Origin of the sequence: Pseudomonas sp. Root562 (assembly GCF_001427125.1) — a bacterium.
Classification (GTDB): Bacteria; Pseudomonadota; Gammaproteobacteria; order Pseudomonadales; family Pseudomonadaceae; genus Aquipseudomonas.
Genome location: NZ_LMGK01000001.1, coordinates 156,284 through 173,270 on the forward strand (window position 1 = coordinate 156,284; position 16,987 = coordinate 173,270).

Sequence of the window (16,987 nt, forward strand, 5' to 3'; positions counted from 1 at the left end):
TTCGTGTAGCGGGGCGTGTTACAGGAACCGGTCAACCCGCGAGATGATCGATTACCGCGTTGCGGATGGTTTCGAGCTCCTGTTCGGTGAATCCGAGCAGCTGACGCGCTTCATATCGGACATTGGCTTGTCCGCGTTCCGGACGGTCTTTCAGGCCGTACTGGTGGACGCGGGCCATGCGGGCCACCCTACCCAGGAACTCCACCGAGAACCCGACGCCCGAGCTCTGCACCTTGAGGTAACGGGCGGTGCGCAGCTTTGTGAACATTTTCGACTTGATCCGTCCCTGCTTGCCCCGCAGCGTCTGTTTGGGCTTTCGTGGGGCAAACGCGGTGCCGTCCGGATTGCGCTGGGCGGTGATGCGCTGTCGCTGGGTCCGGCGCAGCTCCTGGGCCAAGGAGCCCATAAACTTGCGCCGCTCATTTGAGTCGAGCCGGTTCAACAGAACGGTGGCCCAGTCCTCGAGCGCCTGCAGGTCCTGGGTCACGGCTGGCCCCATTGGGCAAGAAATTCGCCCTCAGAAGTCGTCACCGTGATGCCGGCAACGGTGAATTGTTCATCGTCGACAATGGGCTCGGCCGGGTGGCTGACCACCAACTTACCGTCATCCTGCCGCTTGACGATAACCCGTTCGGTGAGGGGCAGTTTGATCGACAGGTCGACTTTGCTGTTGTCCAGGACATCCGCCTCGAACGCGATCGCGTCCTTGCTGCGCTCGAGGTTCTCCATCAGTTCGCGCTGATTGACCAGCACCCATGCAAACAGCGGGATGGCGACTGCATCAGGGTGGCCGGCGAAGTCGGTCAGGATCAGGTTGAGGGTGTAGGCATATTCGAACGACAGACCCGGGGCAGCGGTGCTGCGCATCGTGCCGTTGTCGATGAACACCAGCAGGCGGTCGGGGTTGTGCCTGAGTTCGGGTATAGAGTCGAGCAGGTGTTTGCGCAAGGATTCCGGTTTATTCATTGTTTTTCGGCCTGTTTGAGTTGATGGCGATAGATCATGTCGACCTGGGCAGCACAATCAGCCCATGCCGCCTCAGCCCGATCCTGATCGGTGAGTAGTCCGCCGTTATGGGTTGGGCTGGTCGCCGGCAGGCTGCACGGCACCACGGCCGGACAGCCACTGACGATAAGCGTCGGCGCCGGTGAGGGCGGGGCGCTCGCGCAGCCGGCGAGCAGCATCAGGCAAAGGCTGGTCAGCCCATTCACGTAGTTCGGCGTTTTCACGTTTCAAAGCCTCAATGGTGAGTTCGCGTTTTGCCAGGCCTTGGCGCAGCTGATCCTGCTGGGTGCGCAGCGTGGTTTGCGCGCTGCGTTCCTGCTGCAGGGTGGCCTGCAGGGTGTTGGCGGTGGCGAGGTTGCGGTCGGCGTCTTCGCGGGCAGTCTTGGCGACTTTTGTTGCCAGTTCCGTGTTCTTGTCGGCAACCGTGATGCGCAGCTCTTGGGTCCATATCAGCAAGGCCAATGCACCGAGCAGGGCAACGCCGTAGAGGAACTGGCGCAAAATACTCACGCGCGGTACCAGCCCAGTTTGTTCATATCACCCACATCCATTTGCTGCACCGGGCCACGAATGATGATGACTTTGCGGCTTGGCATTTGGACGTAAAGCGCATTGATCAGCAGCTCCATGTCGTGCTGATCGCTGTCCGGAGGCACCACCAGCAGATCGCCGTCCTGGACGTTCAGGCGTTGTATTGCGTCGATATCGATCATGCGGCCTCCGGGATTGGGCAGCCGACAGCGTGTCGTTCATAGGCGCGCTGCAGCTTGGTGTCGTACAGATTGCGTTGGTAATCAGGGCCGTTGTAACCCTTGGCGAACGTTGCCCACTTCTTGGCGCGAAGCGCTTTCAACAGCGCGGGCTCGGCCTCGAGAAAGCGCACGAACGCCTCGAACTGCTCGTTTTCATCCGTGGCCATGCGAGTGGCGAATTCCTGCACGCTGGCATAACCCAGGCGCACAGCATGAAAGCCCATGATCTGGAAGCCGCCCCAACTGGCTGACTCCAGGGCACAGGTCTCGTCGATCAATTTGGCATTGGCCAAACGCTGATGCTCGGCGGTGCCACCGACGTACCCGCCGGCCCGCGGGTTGACCAGGTGGGGTTGGGTGGCCGCGAGCTCGTCGGCATGGGCCTTGAGTGCAACTACGTCGTCATCTGGGTGGCGCGGTTGGGTGAGCTGGCGGTACATGATGTGCCGCTCGTAGAGGATCTTGGGCTTGCCGTTATCGAGGAAGCCCGAGCCCAAACTCTCCACTTCGTTCACGGCAAGAATGGCTGCCAATTCGACGCCCAGTCGCGCTGCAGCGGTCGCCAGCGTGGAATGGCGCAACAGGCAGGCACAATCAGCACCGGCCAAGGCGGCGAGGGTCTTGGGGCCGGCGATACCATCGCTGACCAGTCCGATCTTCGCTTGATAATTGCGCACCGCGACTTCGGTGGCGGCGCCGAAATGGCCGTCCACATATAGGCCGGCGCCGACTTGATTGAGTCGTTGCTGCAGCACGCGAACATCCTGGCTGCGGTCGCCGTGACGAAGGATTGTCATACCTGCTCCACCTTGCGCTTGAAGAATTGGTTGGCCAGGGCGCGGGTGCCCTCGACGCCCAGCAGTCCAATGACGCCGCCGAAGAATGGCGCCGTCGTCGCCGGGATCCCCAGCAGGGACAAACCGTGACTGCAAGCCAGGGCGAGAGCACCACACAACGGCGCTTCCAGCGCAACGCGGCGCAGGGTGCCGCCGCCGTACATGATCCGCAGTGCGGCGATAATGGCGGCGAGGCCACCGGAGTAGATGGCTGGCCAGTTTTGTTCGAGCCAAGCCGCGAGCCAGGCCCATGTATCCGGTTTGTCAGGCATGCGCATGATTCCGCTGTCCGAAGTTGAAGGTAGAAAGCTTGTCAGTGCCCAAGTGGCGGGCGATTTGAATCAGTCCCATAAATTCACCATCTGGCGCTGCTCGGCTTGTGGCGCTGCGTCGGGCAGTTGCACCAGGGTGCCGTGCGGAAGAATCGTCCCGAAATCGGCCAGCCCGGGATTGGCCTCTAGCACCGCTTCAGTGACGCCCGCCGTGCGCCCATATATCCGCCAGCAAATGGCATCGACCGTGTCGCCCTGGTTGGCACGCAGGCTGGTCGCCATCACGCGTGTTCCTTGAGTTCCGGGGTGATCGGATCGGCGTACACAAACTCCCCATCAGGCGAAACCAATGCACCAGGTGAAATACCCGTCTCCGGGATGCGGCAAACCGCCAAACCCAGCGGGTGCATGATTTCCCGGTTGATCCGCTCGAGCAGGCCCAGGCGGCTGATTTCGTTCCAGTCGATGCGTTTGCAATCAATCATCAGAGCAACTCCACGGTGGCGCGTGAGATACCGCTCAGATCGCGCATCGCCCAGCGCGCATCGCGGCGGTACTCATCAACGCTGGGGGTGAGTTCGTCGGCATTGCTGCTGCCTTCGTTGGTGCTGTCGTAACTGCGGTACCGCTCGGCCAGCTCAGCACCAGCGGTGCAATAGACGGCCCGCAAGTAAAGGTGCAGTGGACGCGACAGGTTCTGGATCAACGACCCGGGCACGGCTTCCAGATTGGTGTAGCCGAGTGCGCTTTGTGCCGCCTGATAGTCGCTGAGCTCGCGGTTAACACTGAGAATGGCGTTGACCAGGGCGACCTCGAGGCGCATGGAACTGATACTGGCGTCGAGACGCAGAGCAGCGCGCACGCTTTCTCCATCGAGATCGGGCCACCAACCGTCATTGCTGATCGGATGGGGCTCGCTCGCGCTGGAAGTGGTGCCGTTCGCAATAAAGCCGCTCATGTTCTGGCTCCTGGCCAATCAATGCCTTGAATAGGTCGGCGGTGGTCGGGGCTTCACAGCAAGGAAAGGAGAAAACCCGCTGATTCGTCCCGAGCCGCCGGGGTTGCGTGGGAACGCTCGGTTAGCTGGCAGGGCCAGCGTGTTTTTTCAGGAGGCGATCAACGCGCTCCAGATCCTTTTTGCCGCCGCAGGAGGTGTGCAAGGCAATCGCTCGGGTGAGGTTGCCCCGGGCTTCCTTGAGCGTCTCCATTTGCTCGGCGGTCGGGGTTTCATCCGTAACCTGTGCCGCCAACGCTCGGCCGATGGCCAGATGCAGCTTGGCGCGGGCTTCATCCGGCATGTCCCGCTCCCGCGTCAGCTCCTCGGTGTCGAGCAGTGTTTGCAGGTCGAACTCGCCGCCGGCTTTCTGTGCCTTGAGGGCAGCCTCGGCCACCTCTTCGGCGATCAGGCAGCCGGTACTGCGGGCAAAACGGTCGGGCATGATCAGGTTGTGTTTGAGCACGTAGCCCGCGATCTTCAAGGCATGGGGAAATGCACCGGCATCGATCGCCCAGACCATCAGGGTGGTCATCACTTCATCCTGGGCACCGTTGCCGCCGGCCAGGACACCCTCGATGTAGGGCTCGTAAGTCGGCAGCAGCTCGATCTTGAGCGCGGCCTTGCGCTCATTGCCCTCGATGTTTTTCAGGCGCAGCCGGTCCTGCAGTAGCTGGGCCAGTTGAAGCTCGTAGGCCGTGGCACCGGCCATGCTGGTCAAGGGGGAAGCGGCGGCAGCTTCCAGCTCCGCGAGAACGCGGAGCCGGTGACGCTGAGCGAGTGAGAGCGCCATGGCTTATGCCTCTTCGATGTTCTCGACCACGGCACCCAGACCGAAGTCCTCGATGACATAGGCGTCGTTGGAGGATTGGTAGTCCGCGATGCGATCCCACTCCGGCTCGTCCTTGATGTGACGACGGCGAGCGCTGATCTGCCAGTAGATCGACAGGTTTTTCAGGGTGGTGACCATGATCGCCTTGTCCAGGAAGAACGGGGCATCTTCAATCGGCAGGCCACCGAGGCGGGCTTTGGCGATGATCTGCGATGCCGCCAGTTCGTTCTCGTTGTCCGAAGCGCCTTCGATGTTGGCCAGGAATTTGGCGTGCAGCAGGCTGCGATCGACCAGGACAACCAGGTCCGGGCGTTTCCGGTGCCATGGGTCGAGCAACTGGATGGCGTCATAGACCAGGCCATCAAGTGTCTTGTAATCGCCGCCGGCGCCGATGGTGACCTTGCCCGCGACCGCGCCTTGGCTCATTACCCGTTCCGGCGCATTGGTGCGGTACTTCTGAATCCACCCGACGTTGACATCCTGCAGCAGCGGGTTGGTTGCGCGATTGGTGTCTGCGGCGGCGCTGGTACCGTTGAAGCCGATCATGATGCGGTCGAGCGATTGCCGTTCGACGATGGCGCCCGACAGGCGCGCCTGGAAGTCCTGAAACTTGGCCCAGGCGTCAAGCAGCGCATACGGGATAGCGGTGTCGAAGTCGGTCTTTTTGCAGCTGTAAGTGTCCTTGTTCAAGGCACTTACATCACGTGGAGTACGGGCCTTCTGGTTGGTGTCGGTGCGGCCAGCGATGGAGCTGCCGACACCAAGAACGATGGCTTCGCCGTCCTTTTCGTCCACGCCGATGACGTTGATTTTTTTCAGGAAGTCGCTGGCCTCCTGAATGGCAGTTTCCAGCTTCTGTTGCACCGAAGGGGTGACCGTGAAGGATTCCGCTGCCGAGCTGACGCCGTTGAGCTTGGCGACTTGTTGCAAAAGGCCGGTGTAGGCCTGACGAGTTTCATTACGCATAGGGTTCTCCGAAGAAAGGCTGGGGTCAGAACTGGGTCAGCACCTGGTTTTCGCCACCGGTGACCTGAGGGCGATGCTGTTGGCTGTGATCAGCGGTTTTGCCGAGCTTGGTTTCGAGGTCCGCAAACTTCGTTGCCAGCGCCTCGTGTTTGCCGGTCAGTGCCTGCAGATCGGATTTGGCTTTTTCATTGGCGTCGAGGGTGCTGCCCACGGCGTCAGTGAGCTGGCTGATCAAGGTGCCCAGTTCGGCAAATTGCTCCTGGTCGGCGTCGTCCTTGCCTTTGAGGCGGGCGAACAGACCATTCATTTTTTCCTTGAGGCCTGCAAACACGTGGGGCTGCTCGCTGACCTCTTCGAACTCCAGCGCGACCTCTTCGGCGGCGGTAAACAGGTTGTCCGAGTGGGTTTTCCGACTGGTGAAGGTGCCATGTTTGGCGCTGAACGAGAGTGCTTCGGTGCCCAAGCTGGCCGGCGTGTCGGTAATTGCCAGACCCACCAGGTAGGCCTTGCCGGTGTCGGCGAACTTGGGTTGAACCTCGATCGAGGTGTAAATCTTTTGGCCTGCTTTGTTCAGCGCGAGCAGCGCGTCGTTGGGCTGAAGTTGAGCGAACAGGGCCAGCTTCTTAACGCCTGCGATGTCGACTTCTTCGGCCTTCAGTGCCAGCACGTCGCCATAGGCGCCAAATTCACCACCAGGCATGTAACCCTTGATGTGCTCGCAGTTCATTCGAGCACCGTAGGTGTTGGGGCTGTAGGTGCTGGCCATATCCTCGATCCAGCTGCGTTCAATGTTGCGCCCATCGGTGGTAGCGCCTTCGACGGCGATGCGAGTCCACTTGGAGCGAAATTTCTTTTTCATGGGAGAGGCCTCAATGCGTTGGCTGCGGTAGCAGGTAGCGTTGGGGCCATGGTCGGCAGCGCGCGCACGGCGGGCAATGATGCTGGCCTGTAGCCGGTAGGCCTACAGGTCTCAGGGTTAGGGGCTTCGCGCGCGTGACGGCAGCATCTGCGTCATGAATGAAGCCACCCACCCACCGATGGATCCACGCCGCCAGGCCAAGTTTTTGTACTGGACGGGTTGGCGCGTCACCGATATTGCTGACTTCCTGAGTGAGAAAGAGAAAACCATCCACTCCTGGAAGGCCCGCGACGATTGGGACCGGGCCGACAACGTCGAGCGCATTGGCGGCGCACTCGAAGCCCGCCTGGTGCAACTGATCCTCAAGGAGGGCAAGACCGGGGGCGACTTCAAGGAAATTGACCTGCTGCACCGGCAACTGGAGCGGCAGGCCCGCATTCAGCGATTCCAGGGCGGCGGTACCGAGACCGATCTCAATCCGAAGTTGGCCGCACGTAACGCTGAACCCAAGAAACAACCCAAGCGTAACGACTTCTCCGAGGAAGACTTCGAGAAGTTGGAAGAAGCCTTTCGAGATGGTTGCTTCGAGTACCAGCTTGACTGGTACCGGTCGATGAATCAGCGCACCCGAATGTTGCTCAAGAGCCGGCAGATCGGGGCGACCTACTACTTCGCTCGAGAGGCATTGATCGATGCGCTCAAGACCGGGCGTAACCAGATTTTCCTATCCGCCAGCAAGGCGCAGGCCCACCAGTTCAAGAATTACATGCAGGCGTTTGTCAGCGATGTGCTGGGCCGGCAATTGACGGGTGATCCGATCGTGCTGGCCAACGGCGCCGAGCTGCACTTTCTCGGTACCAACTACCGCACAGCCCAAGGCCGATCGGGCAATTTCTACTTCGATGAATTCTTCTGGACCCACAAATTCGAAGAGCTCAACAAAGTCGCCTCGGGCATGGCGCTGCACAAGCACTGGCGCAAGACCTACTTTTCGACCCCGTCGAGTATGGCCCATGAGGCCTACAAGCTGTGGACCGGTGAGCGTTTCAACAAGGGTAAACCGACAGCCCAACACCTCAAGTTGGATGTGAGTCACGACGCCCTGGGACAGGGCCGGCTGTGCGAGGACCGCATCTGGCGCCAGATCGTCACGATCCTCGATGCCGAGCAACGGGGTTGTGATCTGTTCGACCTGGAAGAGTTGCGCTTCGAGTACAACCCTGAGCAATTCGCAAACTTGCTGATGTGCCAGTTTGTCGATGACGGCGCCTCGATCTTCCCGCTGCAAATGCTCCAGCCCTGCATGGTCGATAGCTGGGTGGAGTGGGGCGAGGATTACAAACCGTTCGCGGCACGTCCCTTCGGTGATCGGCAGGTCTGGGTTGGCTATGACCCAGCCGAAACCGGCGACAGCGCGGGGCTGATCGTAGTAGCCCCGCCGCTGGTACCGGGCGGCAAGTTCCGCGTGCTCGAGCGTCATCAGTTCCGGGGCATGGATTTCGCGGCGCAGGCCGAGGCCATCCGCCAAGTGACCAAGCGCTACTGGGTGACCTACATCGGCGTCGACGTTACCGGTTTGGGCAGCGGCGTGGCCCAGCTGGTGCGCCAGTTCTTCCCAGCCGTCACCACGTTCAGCTATTCACCCGAAGTGAAAACCCGTCTGGTGCTCAAGGCTTACGACGTGATCAAGAACGGGCGACTGGAGTTCGATGCCGGCTGGACTGACATGGCCTCCAGCCTGATGGCCATCCGCAAGACCATCACCGCCTCAGGGCGACAGTTCACTTACACGGCCGGACGAAATGACGAAACCGGCCATGCCGATTTGGCGTGGGCCTTGTTCCACGCCCTGCACAACGAGCCGCTGGAAGGGCAGACCGCTGCCAACACCGGCATCATGGAGATTTGTTGATGACTACCGATCTGGTTGAGGCGCTGCCTGCGCAGAGTCAGGCCCATGCATTCACCTTCGGCGATCCGGTACCGGTGCTCGATGGCCGGGAGATTCTCGATTACCTGGAGTGCTGGTCGAACGGGCGCTGGTACGAACCGCCGCTGTCGCTGGACGGCTTGGCCAAGTCGACCCGGGCCAGCGTGTACCTGCAGTCGGGGCTCAACTTCAAGCGCAATGCCCTAGCTCGGACTTTCATCCCTCACAAGCTGTTGAGCCGCCAGGCTTTCGAACAGGTCGCCTTGGATTTCATCTGGTGTGGCAACAGCTACTTGGAGAAGCGCGACAACATGCTGCGCCAGGCGCTCGGCTTGTTGCCGGCGATGGCCAAGTTCGTCCGCCGCGGCATCGAGGAGGGGAGTTACTTCCAGGTGCGTGGCTGGCGGGATGAACACGAATTTCGCAAAGACAGCATCTGCCACCTGCGGGAGGCGGACATCAACCAGGAAATATATGGATTGCCTGAGTGGCTGTCGGCGCTGCAGAGCGCGCTGCTGAACGAGGCGGCGACCTTGTTCCGGCGCAAGTATTACCAGAACGGCAGTCATGCCGGCTTCATCCTCTACATGACCGATGCCGCGCAGAACGAAGATTTCGTCACGGATCTGCGCAGCGCCATGAAGAGCAGCAAAGGCCCGGGCAACTTCCGCAACCTGTTCATGTACGCACCTGGTGGGAAGAAAGACGGTATCCAGCTGATCCCCATCAGCGAGGTCGCGGCTAAGGATGATTTCGGTTCGATCAAAAATATCAGTCGCGACGATTTGCTCGCGGCGTTGCGCATTTATCCACAACTGATGGGAATCGTGCCGCAGAACTCAGGGGGCTTTGGTTCGATGCGCGAAGCCGCCCAGGTGTGGGGGCTGAATGAGCTGGAGCCGCTGCAGGCGCGCCTGCTGCAAATCAACGAATGGCTCGGGGAAGAGGTCATCCGCTTTAAGCCATATGAGCTTGGAGGGGGGAGTTAAGCCACTATACCCCCTTCCAAGTTTGGAGGGACTCGTCGAATGTGTTGCAGCTGATGGGACGGTAAGATCTCGCCATCCAGCGTTGCACCGATCATCACATCCACGCACGACGGGTTAGCTTGCTCCATAGCATCGAAAGCGATCTGGAGCAATGCTCCGATATCATTAAAATATCCACCACACTAACCCAGCAATCGTTCCGAAAACGGCTGCTACATATAATGCAAAGGGTATGGCCTTACCTTTTTTTGAATGGCAGAACCAAAGTAAAGGCACATTCGCCTTTGGCAATTTCACCGCTGATTTTGGAATTATCCCATCTTCGAATATTGGCCGCCAATATTTTACAATATGATCATGTTGGGGTTCGAAGAAGTCACTGTGTCCGTAGTTGAAGTATCGGTCAGTGGCGGAAGCTGTTCTAAAGCCTTGATTTCCGGATGCACCGTAACCAAACGTTACGCAGTTGGCTATTACGGGCCATAAATCTTTAACGCCTACATCATTGATGATATCAGTGCTGTGAGCAAATGGAGCGTGCTTTGTCCAGTTGTAGTTTCTGGAGATGACAGATCCACAAGTGATTATTTTCTCAAACCTAATGTCAGGATTGTTTTCCAGTATTTTAGAAATGATGTAAGTGCCAAAGCTGTGTGCGATGACTGAAATTTTAGCTAGAGGCTCCTCACGTTTAATCGTATTTATTTCAGCGAGTATTTTTTTTATCGGCCCCGACCTTGAAAATAAGGCAAAGTGAAAGCCGGTCACCAAATCGTAACCTAGTTCCTGCACTCGAAGGTGCGGAACTCCGATCATCTGTTCCTGGACGTCTTGCTGCCATGAGCCATTGGTGTGAATACCATGCACCAAAATAAGTATGCGAGAGTCTTTAGTGTCGACCGCACCATTGAAGTAATGAGAAGCTAGTTCTTGGAAGAGTGTTCGCGATTCTTCGGGTATGTTTTTTTGAACTTCCCGGAATACTTTTCTTCTTTTAGAAACGTCTGTTCCTTCCCACAACACCTTTACTAACTCGATGATGTTAGTTTTTTCCATTTTTGGCCACGCGGTACAGCGTTTCTAGATCACTATCGGTTACTTCCATCGTCACATCGCGAACGGGGTCGTAAACCTCAAGTGGACAATCGAACCAGTTGTCATACTCATGAATTGCAGGTCCCCCTGGCGAGCGCACTACGACCTTACGCTCGAAGAGGCCCGACTCAACAAGGATGGTCGTGACCTTCGCAAAATGGGCGGTACTACCTGCCTGGGAGATGTCATATAAGCGACCAGGTGGCATGATTACCTGCAGCACATTCTCACCTTCCTCGCGCTCGATATCTGCGAAGTGGTTCGCCAATCTTCTTAATGCATCAGCCTCTTGTGGGAAGGCTTTAATTAAGGGAGAGAATTTTTCCGAGAACATATGAATAATCTCTTGGTGTGCAGGCTGCCGTAACTGCAAACTCGTGAACTTCCCCGTTAAGTATTACGTGAATCTCACGGGTGGCGTCATCTGGCATTATAAACCAAATATTACTTCCCGTCACATAACCTTTTTTAGCAAGGAACTCTCTCATCGCGCCTGCAGAACCGTCATTCTGCATGAGATTATTGGACATATTAGCGGCCGATAAGTTCATAGATATGCCCATATCGTTAGTTGCAGTCGTGCTTGTGTAGCGTATTACACCTGCAAAATCATCTTTTTTCTCGTGTAAAGTTGCTTTCGATTTTCCTAGCGATACTGGCTCGAATGAGTCCATTGGTATGAACTTGTTTATCAGTCTAATAAGTTTAGAAACCTGTTCGTGATACTTTGTAGAGTTTTCTCGCGAGGCAACGCGGATTTCTAAAAGACCTTCATTGCTGAGATGTGCGACACTTACTGCTCGTTTTTTTGTAACTTCCCAAACTTTGGTTCGGCGGCCAGTATTCTGATCAAAGTCGTCGTCTACAAGTTTACTGCTTTCACGGCACTCAACAATTTTAATAGTAAGCCCTAATACTATGCCGCTTCCGTTAGGAGCCCTATTAATCCTGATGTCTACTATTTCCGGTTCAACTGGCATGTTGACGTATGTAGGTTGCGCTAACAGGTTGTCCAATCCTTCTGCTATCGCAATCTGAGTTAAGCGATGCTCTAAAAGTATTTTGGTAGCATCTTCAGGTTTGCACTGGAATAGAAAAATATGCTGGCGCCCATGCTCTTCCACATCGCGAAGCAATGCTTCCAGGTCGGATAATGCGAGCTTTTTACTTTCCAGTGCTGGCAGTACTCGGGTGTCATACATGTGTTCCCAGTTGGCAGCACTGTGATGAACGCCCTTATCTCTAAGAAAATCTTTGACTACCTGTTGAGTAGTCGCTTCTTTGAGAAGTTCAAATATAGATTCGGCACGTTCTTTCTCGACCTGGCTTAGCAATTCCTGTCCCCCGATAAATACCGACTTTCGATAGCTTCGCTCAAATCGAAGCCTCGCCAAGAATGGGGTACAGACAGCCTAGGGCCACGGTGGGCGGGCTCCGGGACGCGCTGTCCACATCCTTGTACTGTCATTCTCTACTGCCACACGATTCCACACAATCTTTTGTAGTGGCGCTATGTCATATCCGAATCATCGATTCTGAACCCGCGAAATAATGAGCAGCACGAGGCGCACTGAAAAGGTGCATGCAAAGGCTTCTAATCCCGGCGCGCGCCGTCGTCCCCCCGCCACGCCTGCGGGCTAAATAGGGCGCTTTTTCTGCACGCCCTGCAGGTGCTGTGACGCGGGCCTGGCTGGGCTTGCTCTAGCATTGATAGGAGTGAGAAAGCCTGCGAATCCCTGCGAGGGTAGGCTGTTTTGGAGATGGAGACTGCGGCGCAGTCTGGGGCGATTTTGAGAGGTGGCTCGGGAAAAGGGTTAGTTTTTGGAAAAGGGGGGAGAGGTGGTCTGCAAGCCCCGTATTTACTGGAGTTGAGAGCTAACTTTGAAGGGTAAGTAATGGTTAGGTCTGAGGTTAGTAAGCTGCAAGCCGTTGATTTATAAGGAATCTATTTATTAGTTTTTAACAGTTATAAAGGTTAGGAAATTACCTCTCATAACCCTAAAGCTAACCCTTGGCATCGACCGCAAAGCCGCGAAACACAAGGGTTTCACGGCGATTAGAAAAAACTAACCTTCCTAACCTCTTTCCCGTGGGTCAACACGAAAAGCCGAAAGCACCTAGGGGTGGACGTTGGCAGAGGTCCATCTGCTGCTTATGCGTGCAAACGCACACAGACCCAATACAGTCCACGATTGATTGCAGTCACGTGCATGCATGGTTGGATAAGTGAAATTAGTGGCGCGGTGCAGAGTTTCGAACTGTCACTGTCGGAAGGGGGCGATATGTCCTTTTCGCCTTAAGGCCATGGTGTATCGGAGTGCAAAATAGGCCAGGAAAACGTATGAAGTGAACGGAATGACAAATTTCCAAACGCCTGCGTAAGGCCAGGCATCCACGAACTCGAATGCAGGCCTAGCCGTAGCGATAGCAGCGAACGCGCTTAATGTCCCCGTAACAATTGCTAAACCTCTAGGAACGTTGAACCTTTGGCCTCGTAAACCGGTGGGTAAAAAAATGAAGTAGAGGAAGATGAGCCCAGTTGTAACCATCAGGTTTGCGGCAGTTTTCAGATGGCTAGTCTTCTCACGAGAAGTATCCTCGTAGCCTACCTCGTTGATTCCTGCAATCCGAGCTCGGGGCTCGAACTCCGGTGCTGGGCCTGATGTAATGACCGAAATGGTTATTGAATCTTTTGGATTCGACAGGAAGGGCGATACTGAGGCCCCATGCTCGGCGTTACCGATTTTTACCGGGATATTCTTTGGGGTCGTATTTGATGTTTCGGCGCTGATTAGCTTTGCCCCACCTTTTACGAAAATCTCCAACGGCGTATCGAAATCGGAGCTCAGAACCGGTTTCGAACCGGTATTCACCAGCTCCAGGGTAGAGAGATACGGCGATTCAATGTTTTGGCCATTCAGCGATATTTGAAGATTTTGGATGTTCGAAACGGGCTGTAGGGGCGACGTCGACACTAATCTCAAGGTAAGAGAGTGGGACGCCAAATCAACCTGCCAAATGAACACAGGAATGACGAGTCCGGCGATCGTAAACACGATAGTGGCAAAAAACTTCCAGTCCAAAGCCTTCCACGTCATATCGATTTCCTTCCCGAATGAGCTCAATGCGCTTCGACATCCACCCCCTTAGACGAGGGTTGGTTTGCAAGCCTTATTACGTCGGTTGTTACGTATACGGCAAAAAAAAAGGGCCTGCATCACTGCAAGCCCTTCTTTTATATGGTGCCGGCACCAGGAATCGAACCCGGGACCTACTGATTACAAGTCAGTTGCTCTACCATCTGAGCTATACCGGCGTGTCAGGGCGACGATTATAGCGATTGGGCAGGTTCTGTAAACCCCTGAATTCTGACTATTTTTGCGCAAGCCTCTGTTGCTGATTTCTGACACGCCCGAGTCGTCATCGGGCCTTGAGAAACGCCCTATCTGGCGGAGTTGGTAGACAGCCGCTGGTGCCGTTCAAATTCCCCTGTCCATGCCGGCTGATTCGCATTTCTCGAAGGCGAGTCAGCTTCTGCATATTCTGCCCATGCGGACCCAATTCTGGCAGTTATGTCCTTTTGATTGAATGCTTATGCACAACGGAATTTCAGATGCACGGGATTTGATGAGGATTTGTGGATTCGTTCTCATCTGTTCGCAAATGCCTGTTTTTCGGGTTTTTTATTGGGCTGTACGAAAACTGAACAGATTGGTTTCACCCCTGAAACAGCTGTAAATATTGGATCCACGATAATTTCATCAACAGAGTTATCCACAGGCTGTCGCGTTTTATGGGAGTTCTGCCAGTAACAGTAGATTTCGGGGTGTGAGCGGGCTTTCGCAGAAGGTTCCGAGGCGAACCGAGTATCCCTGTTCAACAAGGAACAGCGCTCGATCCAGAACCAGCCACATTTCCAGGGGGCGTCGGAACAGCCCGCGCAGTAGCTCCAGATTGCGCACGTGCGCCAGTCGTTGCCAGCCAGCGGCTTCACGTGCCGACCAGTCTTGCGGGGCGATTGTGGATAACTCTTTGAGTTCGGCCAAATGATGGCAGTAATCGGCGAAGGATTTGTCCAGCCAGGCGGTGGGCAGGGAGGGGGTTGGCAGATACTCGTCGATGCCCCGCAGTTCCCGTTGCAGCAGATCGAACCCCAGTCGTCGGGCCATGGACAGGTCGCGTTGACGACGAACGCGAGCGCCAGCGGTGACGGTTTCGCTCATGGGCAGCGCGAGATCATCGAGCGACAGTTGCAGGCCGCAGCGTTGGGCGGCAGAGGACATGGGGGCGTAATCAACCAGGCTTGTCCGGTTGTAACAGCAAGGAGCGATTGCGAGCTGCCTGCAGCCAGAGGCACTGGCCAGCCGAATCAAACGCACATGCAGATCACCGCAAGCGTGCAGGGCAACGGGCGTGTGTTCAGAGCCCAACATCGAGGCCGCAGTCACGTCGAGCACATCTTGTTCAACATGCAACGCATGCAATTGATGCCGTTGACTGAGGGCCTGGCCGCTGGCAACCAGCGCGGGGTCATATTCCAGGCAGGTCAGATGTTCGCCTGCTTGCAACAATCGGCGTCCAAGATGCCCTTTGCCCGAGCACCAATCCAGCCAATGCCCGGGAGCATCGGCGAATTGCAAGCGGCTGGCGAAGGCTTCGATTTGTTGCCACTTGCGTCCCGGTACGTCGACATTCAATCGATGACCCGCTGTGGCGAGAGTATGGGCGGGCAGTTCACCCACGGCACTGAGTGCAGCAGACATCGCCGCCAATGATGCAAAGGGTTCCGGCGCGTTCAGAAGGGCTGGTTGGTTGTGAGCGTGTTCCGCATCTTCCAATGACCGCCCGCGTAGCCAGGCTGCCAGTTCCGGGTGGGACGTTTCCCACGGCAGCTGAAGATGTGTGAATGGTCGAGGCTTCCAAAGCGCCTGATGTTCTATCAGAAACGCATCCAGGCGCATGAAACGGGCGAGCAAGGCCTCGCCCGTCAATACTTGTGAATCAACGTCCCTGGCAGGCATCGACGCGCAACCAGCGCTCCAGCAGCTTGAAGCCGCGTACCAGCACATAAGCCATCAACAGGTAGAACATGCCGGCGGCGAAGAAGATCTCCACCGGCAGGTAGGTCCGGGCGATGATGGTTCGCGCCATGCCGGTCAGTTCGAGCAAGGTCACGGTGCTGGCCAGGGCGCTGGCCTTGAGCATCAGAATCACTTCGTTGCTGTAGGCCGGCAGGCCGATACGCGCCGCGCGCGGCAGGATGATGTAGATCAGCGCCTTGGTCTTGGACATGCCCAGCGCTCGCGCGGCTTCAATCTCGCCCGGTGGAATCGCCTGAATGGCGCCGCGCAGGATCTCGGCGATGTAGGCAGCGGTGTGCAGGGTCATGGTCGCGGTGGCGCACCAGAACGGATCGCGCAGGTACGGCCACATCGAGCTGTTTCGGATCACATCGAACTGCGCCAGGCCGTAGTAGACCAGGAACAGTTGAACCAGTAGCGGCGTACCCCGGAAAAAGAAGATGTAACCGTAGGGAAACGCCCGCACCCACCACAAACGTGAAGAGCGGGCGATGCCCAGCGGAATCGCCAGCAGCAGGCCGGCGATCACTGCGATGGCCACCAGTTCCAGGGTCAGGGTAGCGCCTTGAGCCAGTTTCGGCAGCCACTTGATGATCACTTCCCAGTTCATTGGGTGCTCCTCGCGAAGCCGCGAGCGGCGCGTTTTTCCAGGAAGTACATGCCGGTCATGGCCAGAACGGTCAGGCCCAGGTACATGAACGCGGCGACCATATAGAAGGTGAACGGTTGTTTGGAGACGGTCACGCCGATTTGCGCGTGACGCATGATTTCTTCCAGGCCGATCACCGAAACCAGCGCGGTGTCTTTCATCAGGATCATGAACAGGTTGCCCAGGCCGGGCAGGGCGATGCGCCACATCTGCGGCATGATCAACTTGGTGAAAATGCGCCACTTCGACAGGCCCAATGCCACGCCGGCTTCACGATGGCCTTTGGGGATGGCGAGGATCGCGCCGCGAAATACCTCGGTGGCGTAGGCACCGAAGCACAGGCCCAGCGCAATCACGCCGGCGGCGAAGGCGTTGAGTTCAAGGTCGGGGTTGCCGAAGAACTCACCCAGGGCACGCATCAAATTGACCGTGCCGAAGTAGATCAGCAACACCCAGAGCAATTCCGGGATGCCGCGAACCAGGGTCGAGTAAGTGCCGCCAAGCCATTGCAGAGGCTTGTACGGGGAAGTCTTGGCCAAGGCACCGAGCAGACCGAGCACCAGCCCAAGGCACAGGGCCGAGAGTGCCAGTTTCACAGTCATCAGCGCGCCAGCGGCGAGCGCCGGGCCGAATCCGTAGAGGTCGATAATCATGGATTTCTTTTCAAATCGCGGCAGGCAATGCCAAGAACCGGCGCCGTCAGAAGGCGGCGTCGGTCCGGCAGGTC

Annotated in this window: 21 protein-coding genes, 1 tRNA gene and 1 pseudogene; 2 read left to right on the top strand and 21 right to left on the bottom strand. The window is 56.9% G+C overall.

All coding sequences use genetic code 11. The annotated features are described in order from the left end of the window. Positions 1-31 precede the first annotated feature (31 nt). The 13 genes and pseudogenes from ASD60_RS00755 to ASD60_RS00810 form a co-directional block, all read right to left on the bottom strand. Complete coding sequence (locus ASD60_RS00755; protein ID WP_156386245.1) at positions 32-487, bottom strand: phage virion morphogenesis protein; 456 nt, start codon at positions 485-487, stop codon at positions 32-34. Beyond that, complete coding sequence (locus tag ASD60_RS00760; protein ID WP_056852164.1) at positions 484-966, bottom strand: phage tail protein; 483 nt, start codon at positions 964-966, stop codon at positions 484-486. The genes ASD60_RS00755 and ASD60_RS00760 overlap by 4 nt, the downstream gene beginning before the upstream one ends. Further along, positions 963-1,157 (bottom strand): annotated as a pseudogene (lysC, locus tag ASD60_RS29275) (Rz1-like lysis system protein LysC); the annotation flags it as partial. The pseudogene lysC and the gene ASD60_RS00760, both read right to left, overlap by 4 nt. Further along, positions 1,072-1,515, bottom strand: a complete 444-nt coding sequence (gene lysB / locus ASD60_RS00765) for an Rz-like lysis system protein LysB (protein WP_056852165.1) — start codon at positions 1,513-1,515, stop codon at positions 1,072-1,074. The pseudogene lysC and the gene lysB, both read right to left, overlap by 86 nt. Further along, a complete protein-coding gene (locus tag ASD60_RS00770) occupies positions 1,512-1,718 on the bottom strand; it encodes a hypothetical protein (RefSeq protein WP_056852166.1) in 207 nt (68 codons plus the stop codon). Before ASD60_RS00770 ends, lysB begins: the two co-directional genes overlap by 4 nt. Beyond that, positions 1,715-2,554, bottom strand: coding sequence for an N-acetylmuramidase domain-containing protein (locus ASD60_RS00775; RefSeq protein ID WP_056852167.1), 840 nt, complete (start codon positions 2,552-2,554; stop codon positions 1,715-1,717). Before ASD60_RS00775 ends, ASD60_RS00770 begins: the two co-directional genes overlap by 4 nt. After that, positions 2,551-2,865, bottom strand: coding sequence for a phage holin, lambda family (locus ASD60_RS00780; RefSeq protein WP_056852168.1), 315 nt, complete (start codon positions 2,863-2,865; stop codon positions 2,551-2,553). The genes ASD60_RS00775 and ASD60_RS00780 overlap by 4 nt, the downstream gene beginning before the upstream one ends. A 69-nt stretch (positions 2,866-2,934) precedes the next feature. Further along, a complete protein-coding gene (locus tag ASD60_RS00785) occupies positions 2,935-3,147 on the bottom strand; it encodes a tail protein X (protein ID WP_056852169.1) in 213 nt (70 codons plus the stop codon). Continuing rightward, the gene (locus ASD60_RS00790; protein ID WP_056852170.1) at positions 3,147-3,350 is read right to left on the bottom strand and encodes a DUF7415 domain-containing protein; all 204 of its coding nucleotides are present in this window, start codon (positions 3,348-3,350) and stop codon (positions 3,147-3,149) included. Before ASD60_RS00790 ends, ASD60_RS00785 begins: the two co-directional genes overlap by 1 nt. Further along, complete coding sequence (locus ASD60_RS00795) at positions 3,350-3,823, bottom strand: head completion/stabilization protein (RefSeq protein ID WP_056852171.1); 474 nt, start codon at positions 3,821-3,823, stop codon at positions 3,350-3,352. The genes ASD60_RS00790 and ASD60_RS00795 overlap by 1 nt, the downstream gene beginning before the upstream one ends. Before the next feature lie 121 nt (positions 3,824-3,944). Continuing rightward, positions 3,945-4,652 carry a phage terminase small subunit gene (gene gpM, locus ASD60_RS00800; protein ID WP_056852172.1) on the bottom strand — a complete coding sequence of 236 codons (708 nt, stop codon included), beginning with the start codon at positions 4,650-4,652 and terminating at the stop codon, positions 3,945-3,947. Positions 4,653-4,655: 3 nt separating this feature from the next. Next, on the bottom strand, positions 4,656-5,657 hold the full coding sequence (locus ASD60_RS00805; RefSeq protein WP_056852173.1) for a phage major capsid protein, P2 family: 1,002 nt from the start codon (positions 5,655-5,657) through the stop codon (positions 4,656-4,658). Positions 5,658-5,682: 25 nt separating this feature from the next. Beyond that, on the bottom strand, positions 5,683-6,516 hold the full coding sequence (locus ASD60_RS00810; RefSeq protein WP_056852174.1) for a GPO family capsid scaffolding protein: 834 nt from the start codon (positions 6,514-6,516) through the stop codon (positions 5,683-5,685). Positions 6,517-6,670: 154 nt separating this feature from the next. Between ASD60_RS00810 and ASD60_RS00815 the strand changes: the two genes are divergently transcribed. Both ASD60_RS00815 and ASD60_RS00820 read left to right on the top strand, forming a co-directional pair. Continuing rightward, positions 6,671-8,428 carry a terminase ATPase subunit family protein gene (locus tag ASD60_RS00815; RefSeq protein WP_056852175.1) on the top strand — a complete coding sequence of 586 codons (1,758 nt, stop codon included), beginning with the start codon at positions 6,671-6,673 and terminating at the stop codon, positions 8,426-8,428. Further along, positions 8,428-9,435 (top strand): phage portal protein, encoded by a 1,008-nt coding sequence (locus tag ASD60_RS00820; RefSeq protein WP_056852176.1) that lies wholly within the window; start codon positions 8,428-8,430, stop codon positions 9,433-9,435. The genes ASD60_RS00815 and ASD60_RS00820 overlap by 1 nt, the downstream gene beginning before the upstream one ends. Positions 9,436-9,600: 165 nt before the next feature. Here the strand turns inward: ASD60_RS00820 and ASD60_RS28705 are convergent, their stop codons facing one another. From ASD60_RS28705 to ASD60_RS00860, 8 genes are all read right to left on the bottom strand, one after another. Next, the gene (locus tag ASD60_RS28705) at positions 9,601-10,491 is read right to left on the bottom strand and encodes an alpha/beta hydrolase (RefSeq protein WP_056852177.1); all 891 of its coding nucleotides are present in this window, start codon (positions 10,489-10,491) and stop codon (positions 9,601-9,603) included. Continuing rightward, positions 10,478-10,864, bottom strand: a complete 387-nt coding sequence (locus ASD60_RS00830) for a hypothetical protein (protein ID WP_056852178.1) — start codon at positions 10,862-10,864, stop codon at positions 10,478-10,480. Before ASD60_RS00830 ends, ASD60_RS28705 begins: the two co-directional genes overlap by 14 nt. After that, on the bottom strand, positions 10,833-11,864 hold the full coding sequence (locus ASD60_RS00835) for a hypothetical protein (protein ID WP_056852179.1): 1,032 nt from the start codon (positions 11,862-11,864) through the stop codon (positions 10,833-10,835). The genes ASD60_RS00830 and ASD60_RS00835 overlap by 32 nt, the downstream gene beginning before the upstream one ends. A 927-nt stretch (positions 11,865-12,791) precedes the next feature. After that, the gene (locus ASD60_RS00840; protein ID WP_056852180.1) at positions 12,792-13,628 is read right to left on the bottom strand and encodes a hypothetical protein; all 837 of its coding nucleotides are present in this window, start codon (positions 13,626-13,628) and stop codon (positions 12,792-12,794) included. A gap of 142 nt (positions 13,629-13,770) precedes the next feature. After that, positions 13,771-13,846: transfer RNA gene (locus ASD60_RS00845), tRNA-Thr, on the bottom strand. A gap of 475 nt (positions 13,847-14,321) precedes the next feature. Next, entirely contained in the window at positions 14,322-15,551 is a 1,230-nt protein-coding gene (locus ASD60_RS00850) for a methyltransferase (RefSeq protein ID WP_056852181.1), read from the bottom strand. Then, positions 15,532-16,221 carry an ABC transporter permease gene (locus ASD60_RS00855; RefSeq protein WP_056852182.1) on the bottom strand — a complete coding sequence of 230 codons (690 nt, stop codon included), beginning with the start codon at positions 16,219-16,221 and terminating at the stop codon, positions 15,532-15,534. The genes ASD60_RS00850 and ASD60_RS00855 overlap by 20 nt, the downstream gene beginning before the upstream one ends. Beyond that, on the bottom strand, positions 16,218-16,913 hold the full coding sequence (locus ASD60_RS00860; RefSeq protein ID WP_056852183.1) for an ABC transporter permease: 696 nt from the start codon (positions 16,911-16,913) through the stop codon (positions 16,218-16,220). The genes ASD60_RS00855 and ASD60_RS00860 overlap by 4 nt, the downstream gene beginning before the upstream one ends. Positions 16,914-16,987 lie beyond the last annotated feature (74 nt).